This window comes from Shewanella sp. YLB-07, assembly GCF_009377275.1.
In genome coordinates, this window is record NZ_VOQB01000002.1 from 323,848 (window position 1) to 340,644 (window position 16,797).

16 protein-coding genes are annotated in these 16,797 nt (G+C 45.1%); 4 read left to right on the top strand and 12 right to left on the bottom strand.

Annotated elements, in window-relative coordinates:
• Positions 1-325: 325 nt before the first annotated feature.
• On the top strand, positions 326-1,060 hold the full coding sequence (locus tag FS373_RS05310) for an SGNH/GDSL hydrolase family protein (protein ID WP_229380949.1): 735 nt from the start codon (positions 326-328) through the stop codon (positions 1,058-1,060).
• A 116-nt stretch (positions 1,061-1,176) separates the two neighbouring features.
• Here the strand turns inward: FS373_RS05310 and FS373_RS05315 are convergent, their stop codons facing one another.
• The 6 genes from FS373_RS05315 to FS373_RS31840 form a co-directional block, all read right to left on the bottom strand.
• Entirely contained in the window at positions 1,177-2,304 is a 1,128-nt protein-coding gene (locus FS373_RS05315; protein ID WP_144047458.1) for a patatin-like phospholipase family protein, read from the bottom strand.
• A gap of 183 nt (positions 2,305-2,487) precedes the next feature.
• Positions 2,488-4,197 carry a proline--tRNA ligase gene (locus FS373_RS05320; RefSeq protein ID WP_152828884.1) on the bottom strand — a complete coding sequence of 570 codons (1,710 nt, stop codon included), beginning with the start codon at positions 4,195-4,197 and terminating at the stop codon, positions 2,488-2,490.
• Positions 4,198-4,326: 129 nt separating this feature from the next.
• Positions 4,327-4,887: a methyl-accepting chemotaxis protein gene (locus FS373_RS31830; RefSeq protein WP_229380948.1), complete on the bottom strand. Its 561-nt coding sequence runs from the start codon at positions 4,885-4,887 to the stop codon at positions 4,327-4,329.
• A gap of 60 nt (positions 4,888-4,947) precedes the next feature.
• The gene (locus FS373_RS32405; RefSeq protein ID WP_265575318.1) at positions 4,948-5,079 is read right to left on the bottom strand and encodes a hypothetical protein; all 132 of its coding nucleotides are present in this window, start codon (positions 5,077-5,079) and stop codon (positions 4,948-4,950) included.
• A 26-nt stretch (positions 5,080-5,105) separates the two neighbouring features.
• Positions 5,106-5,300 carry a HAMP domain-containing protein gene (locus tag FS373_RS31835; RefSeq protein ID WP_221937433.1) on the bottom strand — a complete coding sequence of 65 codons (195 nt, stop codon included), beginning with the start codon at positions 5,298-5,300 and terminating at the stop codon, positions 5,106-5,108.
• A 261-nt stretch (positions 5,301-5,561) separates the two neighbouring features.
• The gene (locus FS373_RS31840) at positions 5,562-6,059 is read right to left on the bottom strand and encodes a hypothetical protein (protein ID WP_227992501.1); all 498 of its coding nucleotides are present in this window, start codon (positions 6,057-6,059) and stop codon (positions 5,562-5,564) included.
• Positions 6,060-6,893: 834 nt separating this feature from the next.
• Between FS373_RS31840 and FS373_RS05335 the strand changes: the two genes are divergently transcribed.
• Positions 6,894-7,526 carry a class I SAM-dependent methyltransferase gene (locus FS373_RS05335; protein WP_152828885.1) on the top strand — a complete coding sequence of 211 codons (633 nt, stop codon included), beginning with the start codon at positions 6,894-6,896 and terminating at the stop codon, positions 7,524-7,526.
• Positions 7,527-7,880: 354 nt separating this feature from the next.
• Here the strand turns inward: FS373_RS05335 and FS373_RS05345 are convergent, their stop codons facing one another.
• From FS373_RS05345 to FS373_RS05370, 6 genes are all read right to left on the bottom strand, one after another.
• On the bottom strand, positions 7,881-8,495 hold the full coding sequence (locus FS373_RS05345) for an acyltransferase (RefSeq protein ID WP_144047451.1): 615 nt from the start codon (positions 8,493-8,495) through the stop codon (positions 7,881-7,883).
• 15 nt (positions 8,496-8,510) lie between these two features.
• A complete protein-coding gene (gene tsaA, locus FS373_RS05350) occupies positions 8,511-9,275 on the bottom strand; it encodes a tRNA (N6-threonylcarbamoyladenosine(37)-N6)-methyltransferase TrmO (protein WP_144047450.1) in 765 nt (254 codons plus the stop codon).
• A gap of 40 nt (positions 9,276-9,315) precedes the next feature.
• Positions 9,316-9,702: an Rcs stress response system protein RcsF gene (gene rcsF / locus FS373_RS05355; protein ID WP_144047449.1), complete on the bottom strand. Its 387-nt coding sequence runs from the start codon at positions 9,700-9,702 to the stop codon at positions 9,316-9,318.
• 83 nt (positions 9,703-9,785) lie between these two features.
• On the bottom strand, positions 9,786-11,063 hold the full coding sequence (locus FS373_RS05360) for an amidohydrolase family protein (protein WP_416221749.1): 1,278 nt from the start codon (positions 11,061-11,063) through the stop codon (positions 9,786-9,788).
• Between the two features lie 83 nt (positions 11,064-11,146).
• Positions 11,147-14,221 carry an amidohydrolase family protein gene (locus FS373_RS05365; RefSeq protein WP_152828886.1) on the bottom strand — a complete coding sequence of 1,025 codons (3,075 nt, stop codon included), beginning with the start codon at positions 14,219-14,221 and terminating at the stop codon, positions 11,147-11,149.
• Between the two features lie 166 nt (positions 14,222-14,387).
• Positions 14,388-14,780 (bottom strand): H-NS family nucleoid-associated regulatory protein, encoded by a 393-nt coding sequence (locus tag FS373_RS05370; protein ID WP_144047447.1) that lies wholly within the window; start codon positions 14,778-14,780, stop codon positions 14,388-14,390.
• Positions 14,781-15,085: 305 nt separating this feature from the next.
• Between FS373_RS05370 and FS373_RS05375 the strand changes: the two genes are divergently transcribed.
• A complete protein-coding gene (locus FS373_RS05375; protein ID WP_144047446.1) occupies positions 15,086-15,835 on the top strand; it encodes an electron transfer flavoprotein subunit beta/FixA family protein in 750 nt (249 codons plus the stop codon).
• On the top strand, positions 15,835-16,758 hold the full coding sequence (locus FS373_RS05380; protein WP_144047445.1) for an electron transfer flavoprotein subunit alpha/FixB family protein: 924 nt from the start codon (positions 15,835-15,837) through the stop codon (positions 16,756-16,758). Before FS373_RS05375 ends, FS373_RS05380 begins: the two co-directional genes overlap by 1 nt.
• Positions 16,759-16,797 lie beyond the last annotated feature (39 nt).

Consider the following 16,797-nt stretch of genomic DNA (forward strand, 5'->3'; position numbering starts at 1 on the left):
CCGTAGGGCAAGGCGATAAGCAACATTTTTCTACGTTATGAAATATTGAATTAGTATAACTAGTACTACTATTTCATGCCTTAAACTCTGTCACTTCTCGACATGCTGAATCCTGTATTTCGAGGTCGTTTGGGTATAGGAGATTCACTTATCGCAAAAATTTAGACTAGGCTAATAGGGTCTGTTTAATTTTCAGCCCGAAAGATAAACAGACCCCCTAAGGTTTATATCCTGAGGTTTACATCCTGCCAGGCAAGGAGAAGCCATGTTCTATTATTTCGTGTTTTTGATACTTGGACCCTTGTTACTTATACAGGGAAGGCTAGTGCGTAAGAATATACCCATATTGGCTGAAGCCACAGGAGGGCGCAGTGGCCGCTTAGGTGAGGGTAGACCTCTGAGTCTACTGGTCGTTGGAGATTCTGCTGCGGCAGGTGTTGGTGTAGAGACTCAAGATGATGCCCTCAGTGGCTGTTTGACCCGGGAACTGGCACAGAAGTATTGCGTGGATTGGTCTCTGGTGGCGAAATCAGGTAATACGACGGCAGATCTTATCGAGACGTTACAAGGGCGCCCTTTTCAAACCGACTCCTTATCAGTGGGCAGCTTGCCAGCCAAGGTGCTTGATGACAATTGGTTAGACAAAAGGAGCGCACCTGATATCGATGTGGTATTGGTCTCGCTTGGAGTCAACGATCTCTTGAGTCCGATAGGGGAGAGTCATTGGATAGCTCAGCAGGTACGGTTAATTAAACTGCTTAAATCAAAATTTTCCGCCAAACATATCTTGATGACAGCCGTCCCGCCTATGCACTGTTTCCCTGCCTTACCCCAGCCATTAAGATGGTTTCTGGGACTGAGAGCGTCGGAGTTTAACCGTAAACTAGTGTCGCTTATCGAGCTTGAAAGTGAGTGTGAGCTGGTCATTATCCCCCTTATGCCGATAGCATCGGATATGGCCAGTGATGGCTTTCATCCCAGCGCAAAAGTGTATCGACTCTGGGGAGGCACGGCAGCTAAAGCCATCGAAAAGAGAATTGAGAGCCTTCTGCATCGTTAAGAGTCTTTAGCGTCATCAAGAGTTTATAGGAACCTTCAGTTTGATAAAAAGCCCTCAGCCTAACGAAGAGCCTTTAGCGACTAGCTCCTGTGACTCGCTTATCGCGATTTAGCTCTCTATTTAGTTATCATGAAGAAATCACGAAGCTCATCTATCTGACACATGGCATCCTGATAACCTAAGTCAATAAGGGCACTGCAGTAGGCCTGCTCGAATAACAGGTAGGACACGATACTCGAGTCGGTATCTTGTTTTATGCCGATAGGTCTGAGCATAGCTTTTACTGCCGTCGGCATCTCCTGATAGTAATAAGATGCCAGCTGACTCAAGTCTTCACTGGGCTTGATGACTAAGGTTTCTATCTTTGTCAGAGGCAGCGACTCTCTCTTCTCCTTAGGGATTAATTCTAGCGTGGCATTGATCCGCTCCAGACGTTCCAGATCGCTATTTAAGGTATCGGAGAAGATGGTATCGAGCAGATGACCGGTAATGGTCGCCGTCTTAGGGTGGTGGGCTAGCTCTTGGGGCTGCTGCTTGTGGGGGCTCTCTAAATTTATCACCAAAATTTTCTTGGCCCCAAGATGAATCGGACTGCTCAAGGGGGCGAGTTGATGCACTGAGCCATCGCCGTAATAGCCCTGATTGAGCTTAATTGAGGGGAAGATTAGCGGGATGGCCGAACTGGCGAGTAGATGGTCTGTGTTGAGCTGAGTGCGTTGGCCGCTGCGCCTGTCCCTATGCCAGTCAGTAATATCATGACTGCCCTGGAAGAAGGTGACCGATCTCGATGTGTTATAGCAGGAGACATCGATGCTCAAAGCGTTGAGAGCACCACTGGCGATATTTCTGTCGATACGAATGAAGTTGATAAGCTGATTGAGCATGTCGCGTAGGGGATCGCTGTTAAACAGGCTGCCGGCATTGGTGTTGATCCTGTCATCTTGCAAGCTCATGAGTAACATCTTACATAAGTGCCCGAGTATTCCCCTGGCCGAAGACTTATATATCTTCTCGGTTCGAAAGTTACGCCATACCCATTCGAGTTTACGCACCCCTAGATGAAAGCAGGAAGCATGAGTGGCGATAGAGGTACCATTGATGGCCCCGGCTGAGGTGCCGCAGATTATTTTGAAGGGAATACCGTGATTTCGTGGGTAAAATTGCACGATGGCCTTGAGTACACCCACCTGATATGCGGCCCTTGCACCGCCGCCGCCGAGCACAATCGCTGTTTTTTCTGGCAAAGCCTTCTCCATTCACAAGTCTCTGGTTTAATTAAAGCCTCTAATGTGGAAGAAAATCAAGCAGATTAATGGATTAAAATTGTTCGGCAGCTTTCTACAAAGATTCCATAAAAAAACGCGCACTCCGATGGAGTGCGCGTCTGGTGTCAACACCAGCTAAGCTAGCGGCTTAATTGTTGGCGATTACTCGGCAGACTTAAGGAAGTCGAGCAGTTGATCGAATGGGATCTCCTGCTTCTCACCGGTGCGACGGTTCTTATACTCGAACACGCCATTATCGATATTGCGATCGCCGATAACGACAACATGTGGCAGACCCACAAGTTCCATGTCGGCAAACATCACGCCCGGACGCTCTTTACGATCGTCAAATAGGACTTCGATGCCTGCATCATTCAGATCTTGATACAGCTGCTCGGCAATATCTTTAACGCGATGAGACTTATGCATGTTCATCGGTAAGATACCTACGGTGAACGGCGCAATGGCTTTTGGCCAGATGATGCCGCGATCGTCATGGTTCTGCTCAATCGCAGCAGCCACGATACGGCTCACGCCCACACCATAACAACCCATAAGAAGAGTCTTAGACTTACCATTTTGATCCAGTACATTGGCATGCATAGATTCAGAGTAGTTAGTCCCTAGCTGGAAGATATGACCGACTTCGATACCGCGAAGTAGGGCGATAGTGCCTTGACCACAAGGACTCGGCTCACCTTCGATGATATTACGTAGATCGGCTACTTCTGCCTGAGGCAGATCGCGCTCCCAGTTGATACCGAAATAGTGCTTGTCGTCCTGGTTAGCGCCGGCGCCAAAATCACTCATCACATTAACGCTGTGATCGATATACACAGGGATGTTCAGGCCGACTGGGCCGATAGAACCAGGTCCTGCACCAATCGCCTTACGAATATCGGCTTCATCGGCAAATTCAAATGGAGCCAGTACGGCTTCAATTTTTTCAGCCTTAACTTCGTTGAGCTCATGGTCGCCACGAACCACAATAGCGACTAAAGGTACTTCTTCAGTTGCGCCCTTAACGATCAAGGTCTTCACTGTGTTCTCGATGGCGATATCGTGTTGTTCGACGAGTTCGGCTATGGTCTTAGCATTAGGCGTATCGACCAGAGTCATCTCTTGGGTTGCTGCTCCACGGGTACCCGTAGGCATCGGCGCTTCGGCTTTCTCGATGTTTGCGGCGTAATCGCTCTCGGTCGAGTAGGCGATCAAGTCTTCACCGCTATCGGCCAGGACGTGGAACTCATGGGACATGCTGCCACCGATAGAGCCAGTGTCAGCTAAAACCGGGCGAAAAGACAGGCCCATACGCTCGAATATGTTGTTATAAGCCTGGAACATGGCGTCATAGGTGACATCCATAGACTCTTGATCCAGATGGAAAGAGTAAGCATCTTTCATCAGGAATTCACGAGAACGCATCACACCGAAGCGAGGACGAACCTCATCACGGAATTTGGTCTGGATCTGATACAAGGTCAGAGGCAGCTGCTTATAGGAGTTGATCTCTTTACGTATGATGTCGGTGATGACCTCTTCGTGGGTCGGACCCAATACGAAGTCGCGGTTGTGACGATCTTGGAAACGCAGCAGTTCGGGACCGAACTTCTCCCAACGACCCGTCTCAACCCAAAGGTCTGCCGGTTGAACCATAGGCATTAAGATCTCTACTGCACCTGCCTTGTTCATCTCTTCACGGACGATAGCCTCTACCTTACGCAGAACGCGAAGTCCTGTCGGTAACCAGCTGTATAGACCCGAAGCATTACGGCGGACCATGCCCGCACGTAACATTAATTGATGACTGACCACCTCTGCATCTGCAGGGGTCTCTTTTTGTGTTGAAAGCAGGTACTTGCTTACGCGCATTACCGATATCCAGTTCAGAAATAAATAGGCCGACATTTTATCATCTGAGAATATGATGTCACCAAGTTTATTGGCCCTTGGAATGAAGGGCTATTTCATTTTCTGGTTTAGCTTCTGGCTATTTTGTCTCTAGCTGAGTTTGAAGCCTCCAACAACGTCGTTTAGCTGCACATTAGCCTGTATTAATCTCTGTGTGCTTTTGACCGTATCAACAGCATTACTACTCAGTTGGCGGATCATCTCGTGAATTTCAATCATATTGATATTTACATCTTCCGTTATCAGACTCTGCTCTTTTGCTGAAAATGCGATCTCTGTAGTTAGGTCATTGATTCTAGTGATTGAGGAGGTCATATTTTCAAGGGAGCTCATTACCCGTGAGGTGGTGTCTACTGTTTTGCTACAGCTTTTTTGGGTGGAATCCATCGAGGAGACCACTACTCTCGTAGCTGAACGTAAATCGCTCAGCATCCTATCAACCTCTGAGGTACTCTGCTGAGTACGAGCGGCTAACGCCCTGACTTTACCAGCAACTACCGCAAAGCCTCGCCCCTGCTCACCAGCTCTTGCCGCTTCAATCGCAGCATTGAGTGCCAATAAGTTGGTCTGCTCGGCAATTTCATCGATAACTCTGAGTACGGCATCTATTTTTTCAAAGTCTTGGCTCATGGTTCCAATCGATTGCGTCATGCCGTCGACCTGCTGAGCCAGTTTAGATAAGCTGTCGGTCGCCTCTTGAACAACGATTTTTTAACGCTCAGCCTCATCGCTAGTCGATTGAGTAAATTCAGCAGCCCTTGCGCCGTTTTGTGCTACAGACTCTGCTGTTGCGCTCATCTCATTGATGGCGGTAACGACTTTCTCAGTCTCTAGTGTGTGCATTCAATAGGGCCTTATTTGAATCAGTTTTATTCTGTTAGCTCATTAATCTCGAGCTGTATCCCTTGATTGGACTGAGACACATCCAGCATTATTTTCTGTAAATTTTCGATGAAACTATTGATCCCTCCTGCAATCTTGCCGAGATCATCTTGACTGTATACATCAAGACGGCGAGTTAAGTCTGCATCGCCTCTGGAGAGGCCAACAATAATATCACGCAATGAACTGAGGTGTTTAAATGTGCCGTAAATAATAAAGAAACTGACAGGAAAAGTAATAATAGAGACAATAAATAAGGCTAGTGTAATATTCTACTTAAGCTATTTGTATTATTTACTATACGCTCGTTATCTAGAAAGGCTGTGAGCGTCCAGGTTTTATTGCCAATATTCAGATTGTGGACAAATGGGGTTAACTCGCCATCGACCTTATTGGAATGTAAAATCTGGTTGAGAGGATCGCTAATTTTAATGTATTGCCCATTAAGGCTTACTTGTGATAGGTGTTTTTGTTAGGTCTATATAGAATATATTACCGTTACCCAGCCCCTTTGGGATGGTAATACTTAATAACGGTGTTTTATTCTGGTAGAAGATATTACTTAACTCTGTACCTGTAGCTTGAGTTAACTGCTCTCTAACCTTCTTAGCTTGCCTTACATCGGGAATTGGCCCTTTATCACTAGTCACTTCATTGTTAATTATTCTGATTATCGAAGCGGATTCGCTGTTTTTTGTAGTTTTAATCAGAGGGTTACCTTCTAAGCTTAGGCTCTCGGTCAAGAGTATCCAACTGTTAAAATTTTCGGTTGTCTGAGCATCTACTAACCCCATCAGAACATTAATATTCCTCTCTTCGTTTTCTAAAATATAGCTACTGACATAGTAGTTAGCACTTAAGAATGAAGTGAAAATGGTAGTTATAAATATGAGTACTAGGGTAGAGAGTATTTTTACTTTGAATGATAACTTGTTTGCCATTACATTTCCTATAGTGAAATTTATTTTAGCGTAAGTTACAACTGACAATCACAATAAACTACAGAGATCTTTATACAATAAATGTCGTATCGATCAATAAAATGAAAATATCTATTGTGGGGATCATTAAAAATACAATTTGTAAATGTTTATTTTAAATAAATATTAAATGTTTTATATAGGTGTAAATCCGGGCGGTCATAATTTATGGGTTATTTTAATTTCTTACTAAATATTAATAAAAAGCTTAATTAGGAGGCTATTATGGCCGGTCCCCGGAGTACTGAAATAAGCCTCGAAGACACACCTTAATATCACTGTTGTAGCCACATTGTCCGCCACGTCCATCTCTGTGGAGGTGACAAATATACAGGTAAAGGCTATGACCATCGGCGAGCTTGGGTAGAAGCGCGGATAGTTAAACTGACACCGAAGTTTGTTAAGGGAGAGATCATTGATGGCATCAAGTTGCTTAGTTAAAGCATCTCAATGCAGTCAGTATTTACAAGCAAGCTGATACTTTCAAACATGTCTGATTCCAACTAACCGATTTATTTATTGGGTCAGCAGTCCCGCATTTAATTCACCATTTAGCTAAGATCTCTTTGTTTCTGATTCAATCTCAAATGACATGGATCAAGAAAAATTCTAGATGGACTAGAATATCTCTTAGGGATGGAAAATCTGAGTATAAATTTTGCTCTTGATACCCTACAAAATAGATTGGGTGCTGACTCTGATATTGATTCATTTAGTGACCTGTTTATTCAATCGTTTGCCACTGTTTTGAAAAAGTGAGGTTGTATATTTCACACATGCAGGAGAATACGAACTATGGGCGTTTTGCAAAAACTATCAGAACTCAATTTAGTCATAAAATATCGAAAACAGCTAAAGCCTGTTTTAACATCCTACTTACATTTTTTCGAGAATACCGAAACGTCGGTGTGGGGCTCGATCACCGAGGATGATGAGCAGGGGATCAAACATGCTGTTGTTCAATCAGGCAAGCATAAAGGTCCAATTGTTGAAATAGGGGCGCTTTTTGGTCACACAACGAATTTACTCGCATCAATGAAGCGGACTGGGGTTATTCTTATTACGGTGGAAAATTTTACTTGGAATCCTTTTTCTCTGCCTCCTGAGGTACACCGTCAGTTTACAATGCGCACACTTCGTTACGCATTAGAACATTGTTCAACCCAGGTTTTTGATGGTAATGCGGCGGATTTCTATTTGGCCAATGGGACCCTCAAACCAAGTTTGATTTTCATTGATGCAGGACATGACTACGAATCCGTGAGGAAGGACATTGATTGGGCCGTTTCTACCGGTTGTCCGGTTATATCTGGTCATGACTATACGGTTGCTCATCCTGGTGTGGTCAAGGCCGTTGACGAGACATTCGGCAATAACATTTCCCTTTACGGCTCAGTATGGATCCATCAAAGGCGCGAATGTGAATAAGGTGAAGCTGCGGATGGCGAAAATGCCGCTGCACTTCTACTTTGAGCAATGGCATTATGTATGTTGTTCATTAGTAATGAGTGACTCTCATTGCCGAGGTAATAATAAATGAGCATGTCGAAATGACGTTAACAATGGTAAAGCAATACCATGAATTTCTACTTTCACATTTAGTCAGTCCATTTTCTCTACTTATCAATAAAGTAAACGCCTACACATATGATTTTGATGCACAGGTAAATTTAGCTACATTAAAATAAATCAATGCAATGGCCGTTGTAGTATATACTCGCTCTGCGAAAATCAGTACGGAATCCGACATGTCACTTAATTGCTCTACACATAAACACACACCTACACCTTATCCCTTCTATCCCCAATCACCCTCGCTGGGTTACCGGCAACGATGGCATAGTCTGGTACATCTTTAGTGACGGTGGCATTCATGCCTATAACGGCGCAGTCGCCTATAGTGACGCCATCGACTATGGCGGCTTGAGCACCTATCCACACATCTTTGCCTATGATCACACCTTGAGATTCGGAGCTTTGCCGATAGATAGCTGTGTCAGGATGCATACCATGGTTGAAGGCATAAATGGTGACGTTATTGGCGATGCGGGTCTGAGAGCCTATGGTGATGCCTGCGCTGCCGCCATCGAAAGAGCAGCCATGGTTTATCGCGACTTCATTGCCCATTATTATCGGGCCGTGGAGGAAGCTGTCGGCGGCGATCATGCATTTATTACCGATTGTGATACCTCGGTTTGGTTCGGCAAACAGGTTTGCCTCCGGGGCGATGAAACAATTAGCACCTAAGCTGATGGTCTCTAAGGCTATCAAGTTGGCTTGTACTTCCTGCTGCCAAGGCTCGGCCCAAGCCAGTAACTTGGGTTTGAGATTGAAGTAGAGCCAAGGCATGTAGGCCATGCGTTTCTTATGCTGGGCTTGATAGTCGTCTTGTGTCATCAATTATGCAGTCAGTTAAACACTGACCCCCGTCTTAATCTCTTGCACAACAATGGTGTCTTCACTATCACTATCGTTATTTTTAGCATGAGCATGAGTAGCTTCGACAACGTGCCAAAGAATATCGAGATCGTACAGGGCGACTTGATAGATCTTAGGGTCGGCTTTAGCTTTCTTATAGGCGGGACGCGGGTCTTGGGCAAGGACACCTATGATGAGCTCTTCGAGGTGTTGGTATTGCTCGAGCCCCTCATAGCTTGCTAGCTGCTGCTTAGCATCTTGACTAAATTCTACCTTGGTCAGTTTTGGCGCTTCATGGGCGATGCCGCCTAATGCATCAGGAACCGAATCTGAGAAGGGAATATAGGGTTTGATATCTATGATGGGTGTGCCATCTAGGAGATCCATTCCCGAGATCTCTAAAGCCAGATAGCCTCTGCGCTGGTGAATTTTATGTAGCTTAACTACTGACTGGCCTAAGCCGTTGGGCCGGAAGGTGGAGCGAGTAGCGAACACACCCAGCTTTTCGTTGCCGCCTAAGCGGGGAGGGCGAACCGTAGTTTTCCAGCCCTGGGCAAGGTTTTGATGGAAGCAAAATACTAACCAGAGATGAGAGTATTGCTCCAGGCCTCTGACTGTATCGATATCATTATAGGGGGCCTGGAGTTCGACAAAACCGCGGGCGGCGTTGACGAGTCCCGGTTGTCTGGGGATCCCAAATTTTTGTTTATAGGGCGTACGACAGTACGCCACAGCTTGAATTTGACTGCTAAAACTCATTGATGACTACTTTGAAGTGGAGATTAAATATTTAAGCAGATTACTGCTTGTCTGTTACTGGCGTTTTGATTGCCTGGCCGACACAGATGGCGCGGCTGAAACAGCCCTGGCCTTGCTCTTCAAATACCAGACACTTCTTGATAACCAGTCCGTTAGCCCCTTTATCGGCAGCAGCTCTGCGGGCTAGAGTTCGTGCTTCACTTATCGCAGCCGGCGCATCATTGGCTTGCTCCTGGCATGTTTCGCCTTCAACTAAACCTATGATCTCATAAGGAAGTTTTGGTGCTGTAGCATTATTATAGACAGTGACATCCGATGCCTTGAAATAATCGTCGATGGCTTCACCATTGAGGTTACTGTTAAATTTATATTCGCCGGCACAGGCGCTAAGCAGTAAAACTAGTGCAGAGATTAATAGGGTCTTCATTATTCAGGCCTGTTATTAGAGTGACTGACGTACTCATATTCGTGATATTGGAATTTATTTTTATGATCCTAACAGTAGGAATTCTAGCGCTTTAGATACTTTTGATAAAGCTGTTGTTGACGATTATTGAGATCTATCTCGCGTCCATTGATATAGACTTTTTCTATCTTGGTTTCCATGGGATCTAAGATATCGCCTTTAGACACCACCAAGTTAGCTTTATAACCTACGGCTATCGCTCCCATATTATCTACGTCGAGGATTCTTGCGGCATTCAGGGTGACACTTTTCAGTGCTTCTTGCCGAGTGAGTCCATAAGCCACGGTTTGACCCGCAGCCAGTGGTAAGTTACGGCTATTCCAATCCGATGAGAAGCCTAAGGCGAAGGGGATTTCGGCTTGCTTGAGTAGGGCGGGGATCTTAAAGCTCAGGTCAATAGGCTCATCTTTTCTCATCGGCAGGCTTAAGGTGCGAGTATAAATCACTGTAGCCTGTATTTCGTTGAGCAATTCACCTAAGCGCCAGGCATCGTAACCACCGACGATAACCAGTTTGAAATGGTATTGCTTGGCCAGAGATGCCGCTTCCTCTATCTGCTTTTGGGTGTTGGCGTGTACAAATAGCTGAGCTTCTCCCTCGTAGAGGGGAAGCAAGGATTGCCATCTTAAATCGACTTTGTTGATTTTATTAACCTTACTTGCCAGAAAGTAACGGTATCCGTCAGAAATAGCTAAGGAGATATCGACGATTTGATCATTATATTTATCTATCTGCTCCTGGCGTTTCTCTTTATCTTGAGAAAGACGACCGAATTGGGGCCAATAGAGGTGAAAAGCGGCTTGAGTCGGCACTAGCGCATCTTCCACTGTCCAGCTATCGAGAGAGACCAGAGAAGACTGCCCGGCTAAACTATCCCCCTGAGGCACGACTTGGGCATGGGTAATACCATTGACGCGTATGGTAGGTATGATCTCCGAATCTGGGTTGAAGGCGGTGATGACTTCGAGTTGGGGGTTGATCTCGCCAACTTCATAACTGTCATTACTGGGGCGCATCATCTCAACTTCGACAAGGCCTAGGCTGGTATCTAGGGCGATGAGCCCAGGATAGATGTGCTTGTCTGTCATATCTAAATGTATCGCTTCTGGAGCGATAAGATTTTGACCTATGGCTATAATCTTGCCATCTTCTATTAAGAGATCTGTGTTTAGCTTCACCCCATCTACGGCGGTATGTAAGCTGGCATTGGTAAATAATATCGCGGTCGACTGTGCCTCGGCGGGGATCATATCGTGGCCATGGACGGGCAAGGTGACAATGCAGCCTAAGCCTAGAGAAAGCAGCACTCGCTTGGCAGCCATAGACATCTTCTTACTCACTATGTGTTGTATTTGTGCATGTTCAAGCGCTTTATTTCGCTCTTTAGTTACTCGAGTCACAGGCTTCATAACGCAGCTCTCATTTGGTGTGCTTGATGCCAAACATCGTATTGAGTGTCGCAGTGCCATTCTGGCTCATTGCTCTCTATGACCGCTTCTCCGGGAGGCAGCGTGCTGGGTTTGGACTCACTGAGCAGTATCTTTTGTATTAGTGCCGCTCTTTCTTTAGCGATATCAGTTTGCAACTGCTTGTCTGTTTGACGGTCAAAATAGCGTTTGCCTTCTATCCAGGTGGCATCAACTTTTGCGTAAACAGATAATGGCGAGTGATCCCATAATACGATATCCGCTTGCTTACCTTTAGTTATCGAGCCTATGTATTGATCGACGCCCAATTGAATCGCCGGGTTGATGGTGACCATCTTCCACGCATCTTCTGCCGACATATCACAATACATCATAGACTTGGCGGCTTCCTGATTTAATCTTCGCTGCATCTCATAGTCATCTGAGTTGATGCTGGTGAGCACGCCCTTGCTCTGCATCAGGCAGGTGTTTTGGGGAATAGCATCATAGACCTCAAATTTATAGGCCCACCAATCAGAGAAGGTTGAGGCCGAGGCGCCGTGTTTAGCCATCTCTTCTGCGACTTTATAGCCTTCCAATACATGGGTGAAGGTTTTTACCTTGAAGTTATAGGCTTCTGCCAGGCGCAGGAACATCAAGATCTCAGATTGAACATAGGAGTGAATATGGATATCCCGTTTTTGCTCTAGCACTTCGGCGATAGCGGCTAAGCGATAGTTGGGTTTAGGCGCGATACGTTTGCGCTTCTCACTGCCTCTGAGGCGACGATAATCATAAATTGATTTTTGATAGGCGCTGGCTTCGTTGAATGCCTCGATGAACAGAGATTTAACCCCCATGCGACTTTGTGGGAAGCGTCTGTCGAAATTATCACCCCAGTTACTCTGTTTCACGTTTTCGCCCAGGGCAAACTTGATGCTGGGAGGCGCCTGAGTATATTTAAGCGTGTTGGCATTCTCGCCCCAGCGCATTTGGATCACCTGGGCCTGACCACCGATAGGGTTCGCACTGCCGTGTAATAGCTGCGCTGTGGTGACGCCGCCGGCTAAGGCGCGGTAAATAGCGATATCATTGGGATTGATGATATCGCCGATGCGCACTTCTGAGGTGATGGCATCTGTACCTTCATTGGTACCGCCATTGATGGCAATATGTGAGTGCTCATCAATAATACCTGCGGTTAAATGCTTGCCTGTGGCGTCGATATGGCGATAACCCGAAGGTGTTTTCAGGTTTGTGCCTATCTTCTCTATCTTGCCGCGCGATATGAGCACGTCGCTGTTTTCAAGCACTCCTTGTTCATCAGAGGTCCAGATGGTGGCGTTACTTATGTGTAGCTTCTCTGTTTTAGCTAAGCTGTCTCTGCCATAGGCGATATTGGGTAAGGTTAACTTAGAGATAAGTTCGACAGGTGTTTCATCTTCTTCAGTTTTTGGCGTTTCGAAGGCGTCTCTCAAGACTCCGGCTACAGGGGTGAGTGCGCCATCCTTATCTGACATGCGGCCACGAATGCCTTGTTCGTCAAACCAGAGTGTGAAACGGTTGATGCCCTCGAATCCAGCCTCTGTCATATCGACATTAAAGGTTAAGCGCTTATTGAGATAGGTCACCTGAGACAGTACCAACTCTTGTTCGCCGCTTGCTAAGGTGCCTGACATCTTGTCATCTTCTTTATTGGTGTTAGAGATAGACAGGTCCAGTGAGACTTGTCCTATCTGGATTTGATAGCTGGAATCCAACAGATCAGTATCCCTATCGATAAGTGCGTGTTCATCACCTTGTAACCAGATGCTGTAAATTACGCCATCTTCGAAGATATTACCTTTAGTGATCACTAGATCCGCAATAAACCCGGGCTTCAATCGACCGCTAAATTCACTGGTGCCGACAATTTCTGCGGCTTCGGTGGTGAGTGCGGCTAATGCCGTTGCTTCACTCAGGCCATATTTTACGGCCTGCTTGAGTCTAGGCCAAAAGTCTTCGGCTGTGATGCCGTGCTGAGTCAGTGAGAAGGGAAGCTGAGACTCTTCAACAGCCATCAAGTTAGCCGGTGCTCGCTCCCAATGTCGCATCTGTGCCAGGCTTATCTCTCTCTCACTGTCGTCATCGCCAACTAAGGGGGCGGCAGGGAAGTTTAATGGCAGAATTAAGCCATAACCATAAGTTTTCAGTTCGTCTAGCCGAGTGTACTCCATACCGTTACCCAGTAAACTTGCTTTATATTCATGTTCATTTAATAAGCTGGCAGCCCTGAGTTGACTGTTGAGGTTGCTAGTATCGAAAATAATCTGTTCACTCTCAATATTGGCTATAGCCAGGAGTGCACTATTAAATTCAATCAATTGAGTTTCAGATTTTGAAAATGACTTGTCTTTATTTTCTTTATACCAATTGGCATCGGCAAAAGTTTGTCTAATAAGCGCTATGCTGCCCATCAAAGAGCTTGGGTAATCTTGGGGGGAACTGCCCTTATCGAATGCTAAAAAATGACCGGAATGAGCACGATAGATAATTTCATTGGCACTTTTTTCAGCTAAAGATAATGTCACCCCACGTCCACGAAAGATGCCATCTAAATTACTGCTCTGAACACTGGTAAATCCATTTTTGATCCAAGGTTCTGCATCATTTTTATTAGGGTGAACATAATTGAACCAAGATTTTTCAGAGTGAATAGCGCCATTTTCAGCATTTCCACCTATACGTTTTATCTCATAGATAGGAGGTCGCACTTCATCTTGTGGGTATTCAAATTCGATGGCGTAGTCGGTAAAAGGGTCGATAAACCCCGGATAGATGGTATAACCATGCAGATCGATAATGAGTGCATCCTCTGGCACTTTATTATTTTTTATGACCTCTATAATCTTATTGTTTTGAATGAGTAAACTGGCATTTATTATTTTTTTACCTGGCTCAATCATTAAGGTCGCATGAGTGAGAGCGGTTAATTTGGGGGTGTTATCAGTGAGTTGATCATTTGCCTGCGCTTGCAATGAACTGATTGACAATAATGTCGTGATTATCGTTATTATTTTTATTTTGTGATGCATTTTAGACATTAACTATGAATAGTGAAACCTAGCCAGAGGTTATCTGAATTTTAGTGTAAATACCAAGTGGCAATTGTAATGATTTTTATCAATAGTGTTAAATCCAAAGTATAAAAAAACCGGCATAAGCCGGTCTAATATACTACTTCTGTTTGATAGAAGTGATTTAGATTAGGAAGTCATCCATAGAACGGCCTTTATCTAGCTCAGTCTTAAATACTGTCGGCATACGGCCTTGACCAGTCCAAGTGATTGCCTCGCCATTCACGTCGATAGCATATTTAGCTGGACGTGGAGCGCGCTTCTTAGGTGCTGGTTTTACCGCCGATGCACCCAGATCATCAATTGATAAGCCAACGGCTTCCATCTGTTTGCGGATTTCATCTATCTTGGCATTTCTTTCTGCCGTAGCTTCTGCTTCAGCTTCTGCTTGAGAGTCTCTTTCTGAGATAACTTTATCAAGTTTTACCGCTAATTCTTTTAAGTCTTCAATCGATAGTTCTTTTACTGCGGCTTTAAAACGGCGGCCATGAGTTAGTATTTCAAGAAAATCGCTCATAATTATTTGGTCCAATTATATTAAGTGAGTTATTAAATATCAGACTAATAATAGGAATTATTAGAACAAGTTTCAAATGTTATTTTAATTAAATTAATGAATATATATTTATATTCATATTATCTGCTGTTTATTGTTATTTTATTCGGTTAAAAATCACCAGAATATGATATGTATCAAAAAAAATACAAACAAGCGTTTGAATCCTTATTGACGTTAACGTTAACAGCACGTAAAGTGGAGCTACTTTGTGTAGGTGTTAACCTATACTCAACCCTCTAAATATGACGTAAGAAGGAAGCCCTATGAAAGTATTGGTGCCTGTTAAGCGCGTCGTCGATGCCAATGTTAAAGTCAGAGTGAATGCTGATAATACCGATGTCGATACCGCTAACTTGAAAATGGCGATTAACCCTTTTTGTGAGATTGCCGTAGAAGAAGCCGTGCGCCTAAAAGAAGCTGGTGTAGCTTCTGAAATTGTGGTTGTTACCGTGGGCCCTAAAGCCGCACAAGAGCAACTACGCACGGCAATGGCTTTAGGTGCCGATCGTGGTATTCATATCCAGACTGAAGAGGCGTTAGTACCTTTATCTATTGCTAAGCTGCTCAATGCAGTTCAGGAAAAAGAGCAGGCACAACTGATTATCTTAGGTAAGCAAACTATCGATGGTGATAATAACCAGACCGGACAGATGCTGTCGGCACTGGCTAATATGCCTCAGGCGACATTTGCTTCAGAAGTTAAAGTCGAGGGCGACTCTCTTGCCGTGACACGTGAAGTCGACGGCGGCCTACAGAGTGTCACCATTTCGCTGCCAGCAGTAGTGACGGTTGATTTGCGTTTAAATGAACCCAGATACGCTAAGTTACCTAACATCATGAAGGCAAAGCGTAAGCCATTAGAGACCCTTTCTATCGATGATTTAGGTGTAAGTCTGAAGCAGCATCAAACAGTATTAAAAGTGACTCCACCTGCCGAGCGTAAGGCTGGAATTATGGTGGCTAGCGTTGCAGAACTGGCCGATAAGTTAAAGAATGAAGCGAAGGTGATCTAATGGCAATTTTAGTATTAGCAGAACATGATAATGCCAGCTTGAAGCTGGACACCGCCAAAGTTGTCGCTTGTGGTCAAGCCATTGGTGGCGATATCGATGTCTTGATTGCCGGTCATGAATGTGCCGCAGTGGTCGATGCCGCCAAGCAACTTGCAGGTGTCAGGCATGTTTTAGTCGCACAGTCGGCGCAATATGCTCACGGGTTTGCCGATAATGTGGCACAGCTTATCGTGGATCTTGCCGGTGATTATGAACACATTTTGGCTGCAGCTACTAGCCAAGGTAAAGACACATTACCACGAGTATCGGCGCTTTTAGATGTCGCTCAGTTATCTGAAGTGGTAGAAGTCGTTAGTGCCGATACCTTCGTCCGTCCAATATACGCAGGTAATGCATTAGCCACGGTTCAGAGCCATGATGCTAAGAAGGTATTAACCGTACGTTCAAGTGCGTTTGATGCGGTCGCTAATGATGGAGCTGCGGATGTTGTTGCCATAGATAAGGTATTCGATTCTGTGACTCAGTTTATTTCTCAGAGCCTATCAGAATCTGAGCGCCCCGAACTTGGCGCTGCATCTGTTGTGGTATCGGGTGGTCGTGGTCTGGGTAGCGGTGAGAATTTTGCTATCTTAGAAAAGCTTGCCGATAAGCTAGGTGGCGCACTCGGTGCTTCACGCGCTGCGGTCGATGCAGGTTTTGTGTCTAACGATCTTCAAGTGGGTCAAACTGGTAAGATTGTGGCACCTGACTTGTATATTGCCGTGGGTATCTCGGGGGCAATTCAGCATCTGGCTGGGATGAAAGACTCTAAAGTGATCGTCGCCATCAACAAGGATCCTGAAGCGCCTATTTTCCAGATTGCCGATTACGGCTTGGAAGCGGATCTGTTTGAAGCGGTTCCCGAGCTAACTGATTTGCTATAACTTATCGATTATATGCTGTGTAAATGTAAGTTTTAGGTG

Bases quoted from the DNA above. Each gene is read 5' to 3' on its own strand.
- FS373_RS05320 (WP_152828884.1), bottom strand. From the start codon at position 4,197: ATGCGCGTAAGCAAGTACCTGCTTTCAACACAAAAAGAGACCCCTGCA.
- FS373_RS31830 (WP_229380948.1), bottom strand. From the start codon at position 4,887: ATGACGCAATCGATTGGAACCATGAGCCAAGACTTTGAAAAAATAGAT.
- FS373_RS32405 (WP_265575318.1), bottom strand. From the start codon at position 5,079: ATGCACACACTAGAGACTGAGAAAGTCGTTACCGCCATCAATGAGATG.
- FS373_RS31840 (WP_227992501.1), bottom strand. From the start codon at position 6,059: ATGGCAAACAAGTTATCATTCAAAGTAAAAATACTCTCTACCCTAGTA.
- FS373_RS05335 (WP_152828885.1), top strand. From the start codon at position 6,894: ATGGGCGTTTTGCAAAAACTATCAGAACTCAATTTAGTCATAAAATAT.
- FS373_RS05345 (WP_144047451.1), bottom strand. From the start codon at position 8,495: ATGACACAAGACGACTATCAAGCCCAGCATAAGAAACGCATGGCCTAC.
- tsaA (WP_144047450.1), bottom strand. From the start codon at position 9,275: ATGAGTTTTAGCAGTCAAATTCAAGCTGTGGCGTACTGTCGTACGCCC.
- rcsF (WP_144047449.1), bottom strand. From the start codon at position 9,702: ATGAAGACCCTATTAATCTCTGCACTAGTTTTACTGCTTAGCGCCTGT.
- FS373_RS05360 (WP_416221749.1), bottom strand. From the start codon at position 11,063: ATGGCTGCCAAGCGAGTGCTGCTTTCTCTAGGCTTAGGCTGCATTGTC.
- FS373_RS05365 (WP_152828886.1), bottom strand. From the start codon at position 14,221: ATGCATCACAAAATAAAAATAATAACGATAATCACGACATTATTGTCA.
- FS373_RS05370 (WP_144047447.1), bottom strand. From the start codon at position 14,780: ATGAGCGATTTTCTTGAAATACTAACTCATGGCCGCCGTTTTAAAGCC.
- FS373_RS05375 (WP_144047446.1), top strand. From the start codon at position 15,086: ATGAAAGTATTGGTGCCTGTTAAGCGCGTCGTCGATGCCAATGTTAAA.
- FS373_RS05380 (WP_144047445.1), top strand. From the start codon at position 15,835: ATGGCAATTTTAGTATTAGCAGAACATGATAATGCCAGCTTGAAGCTG.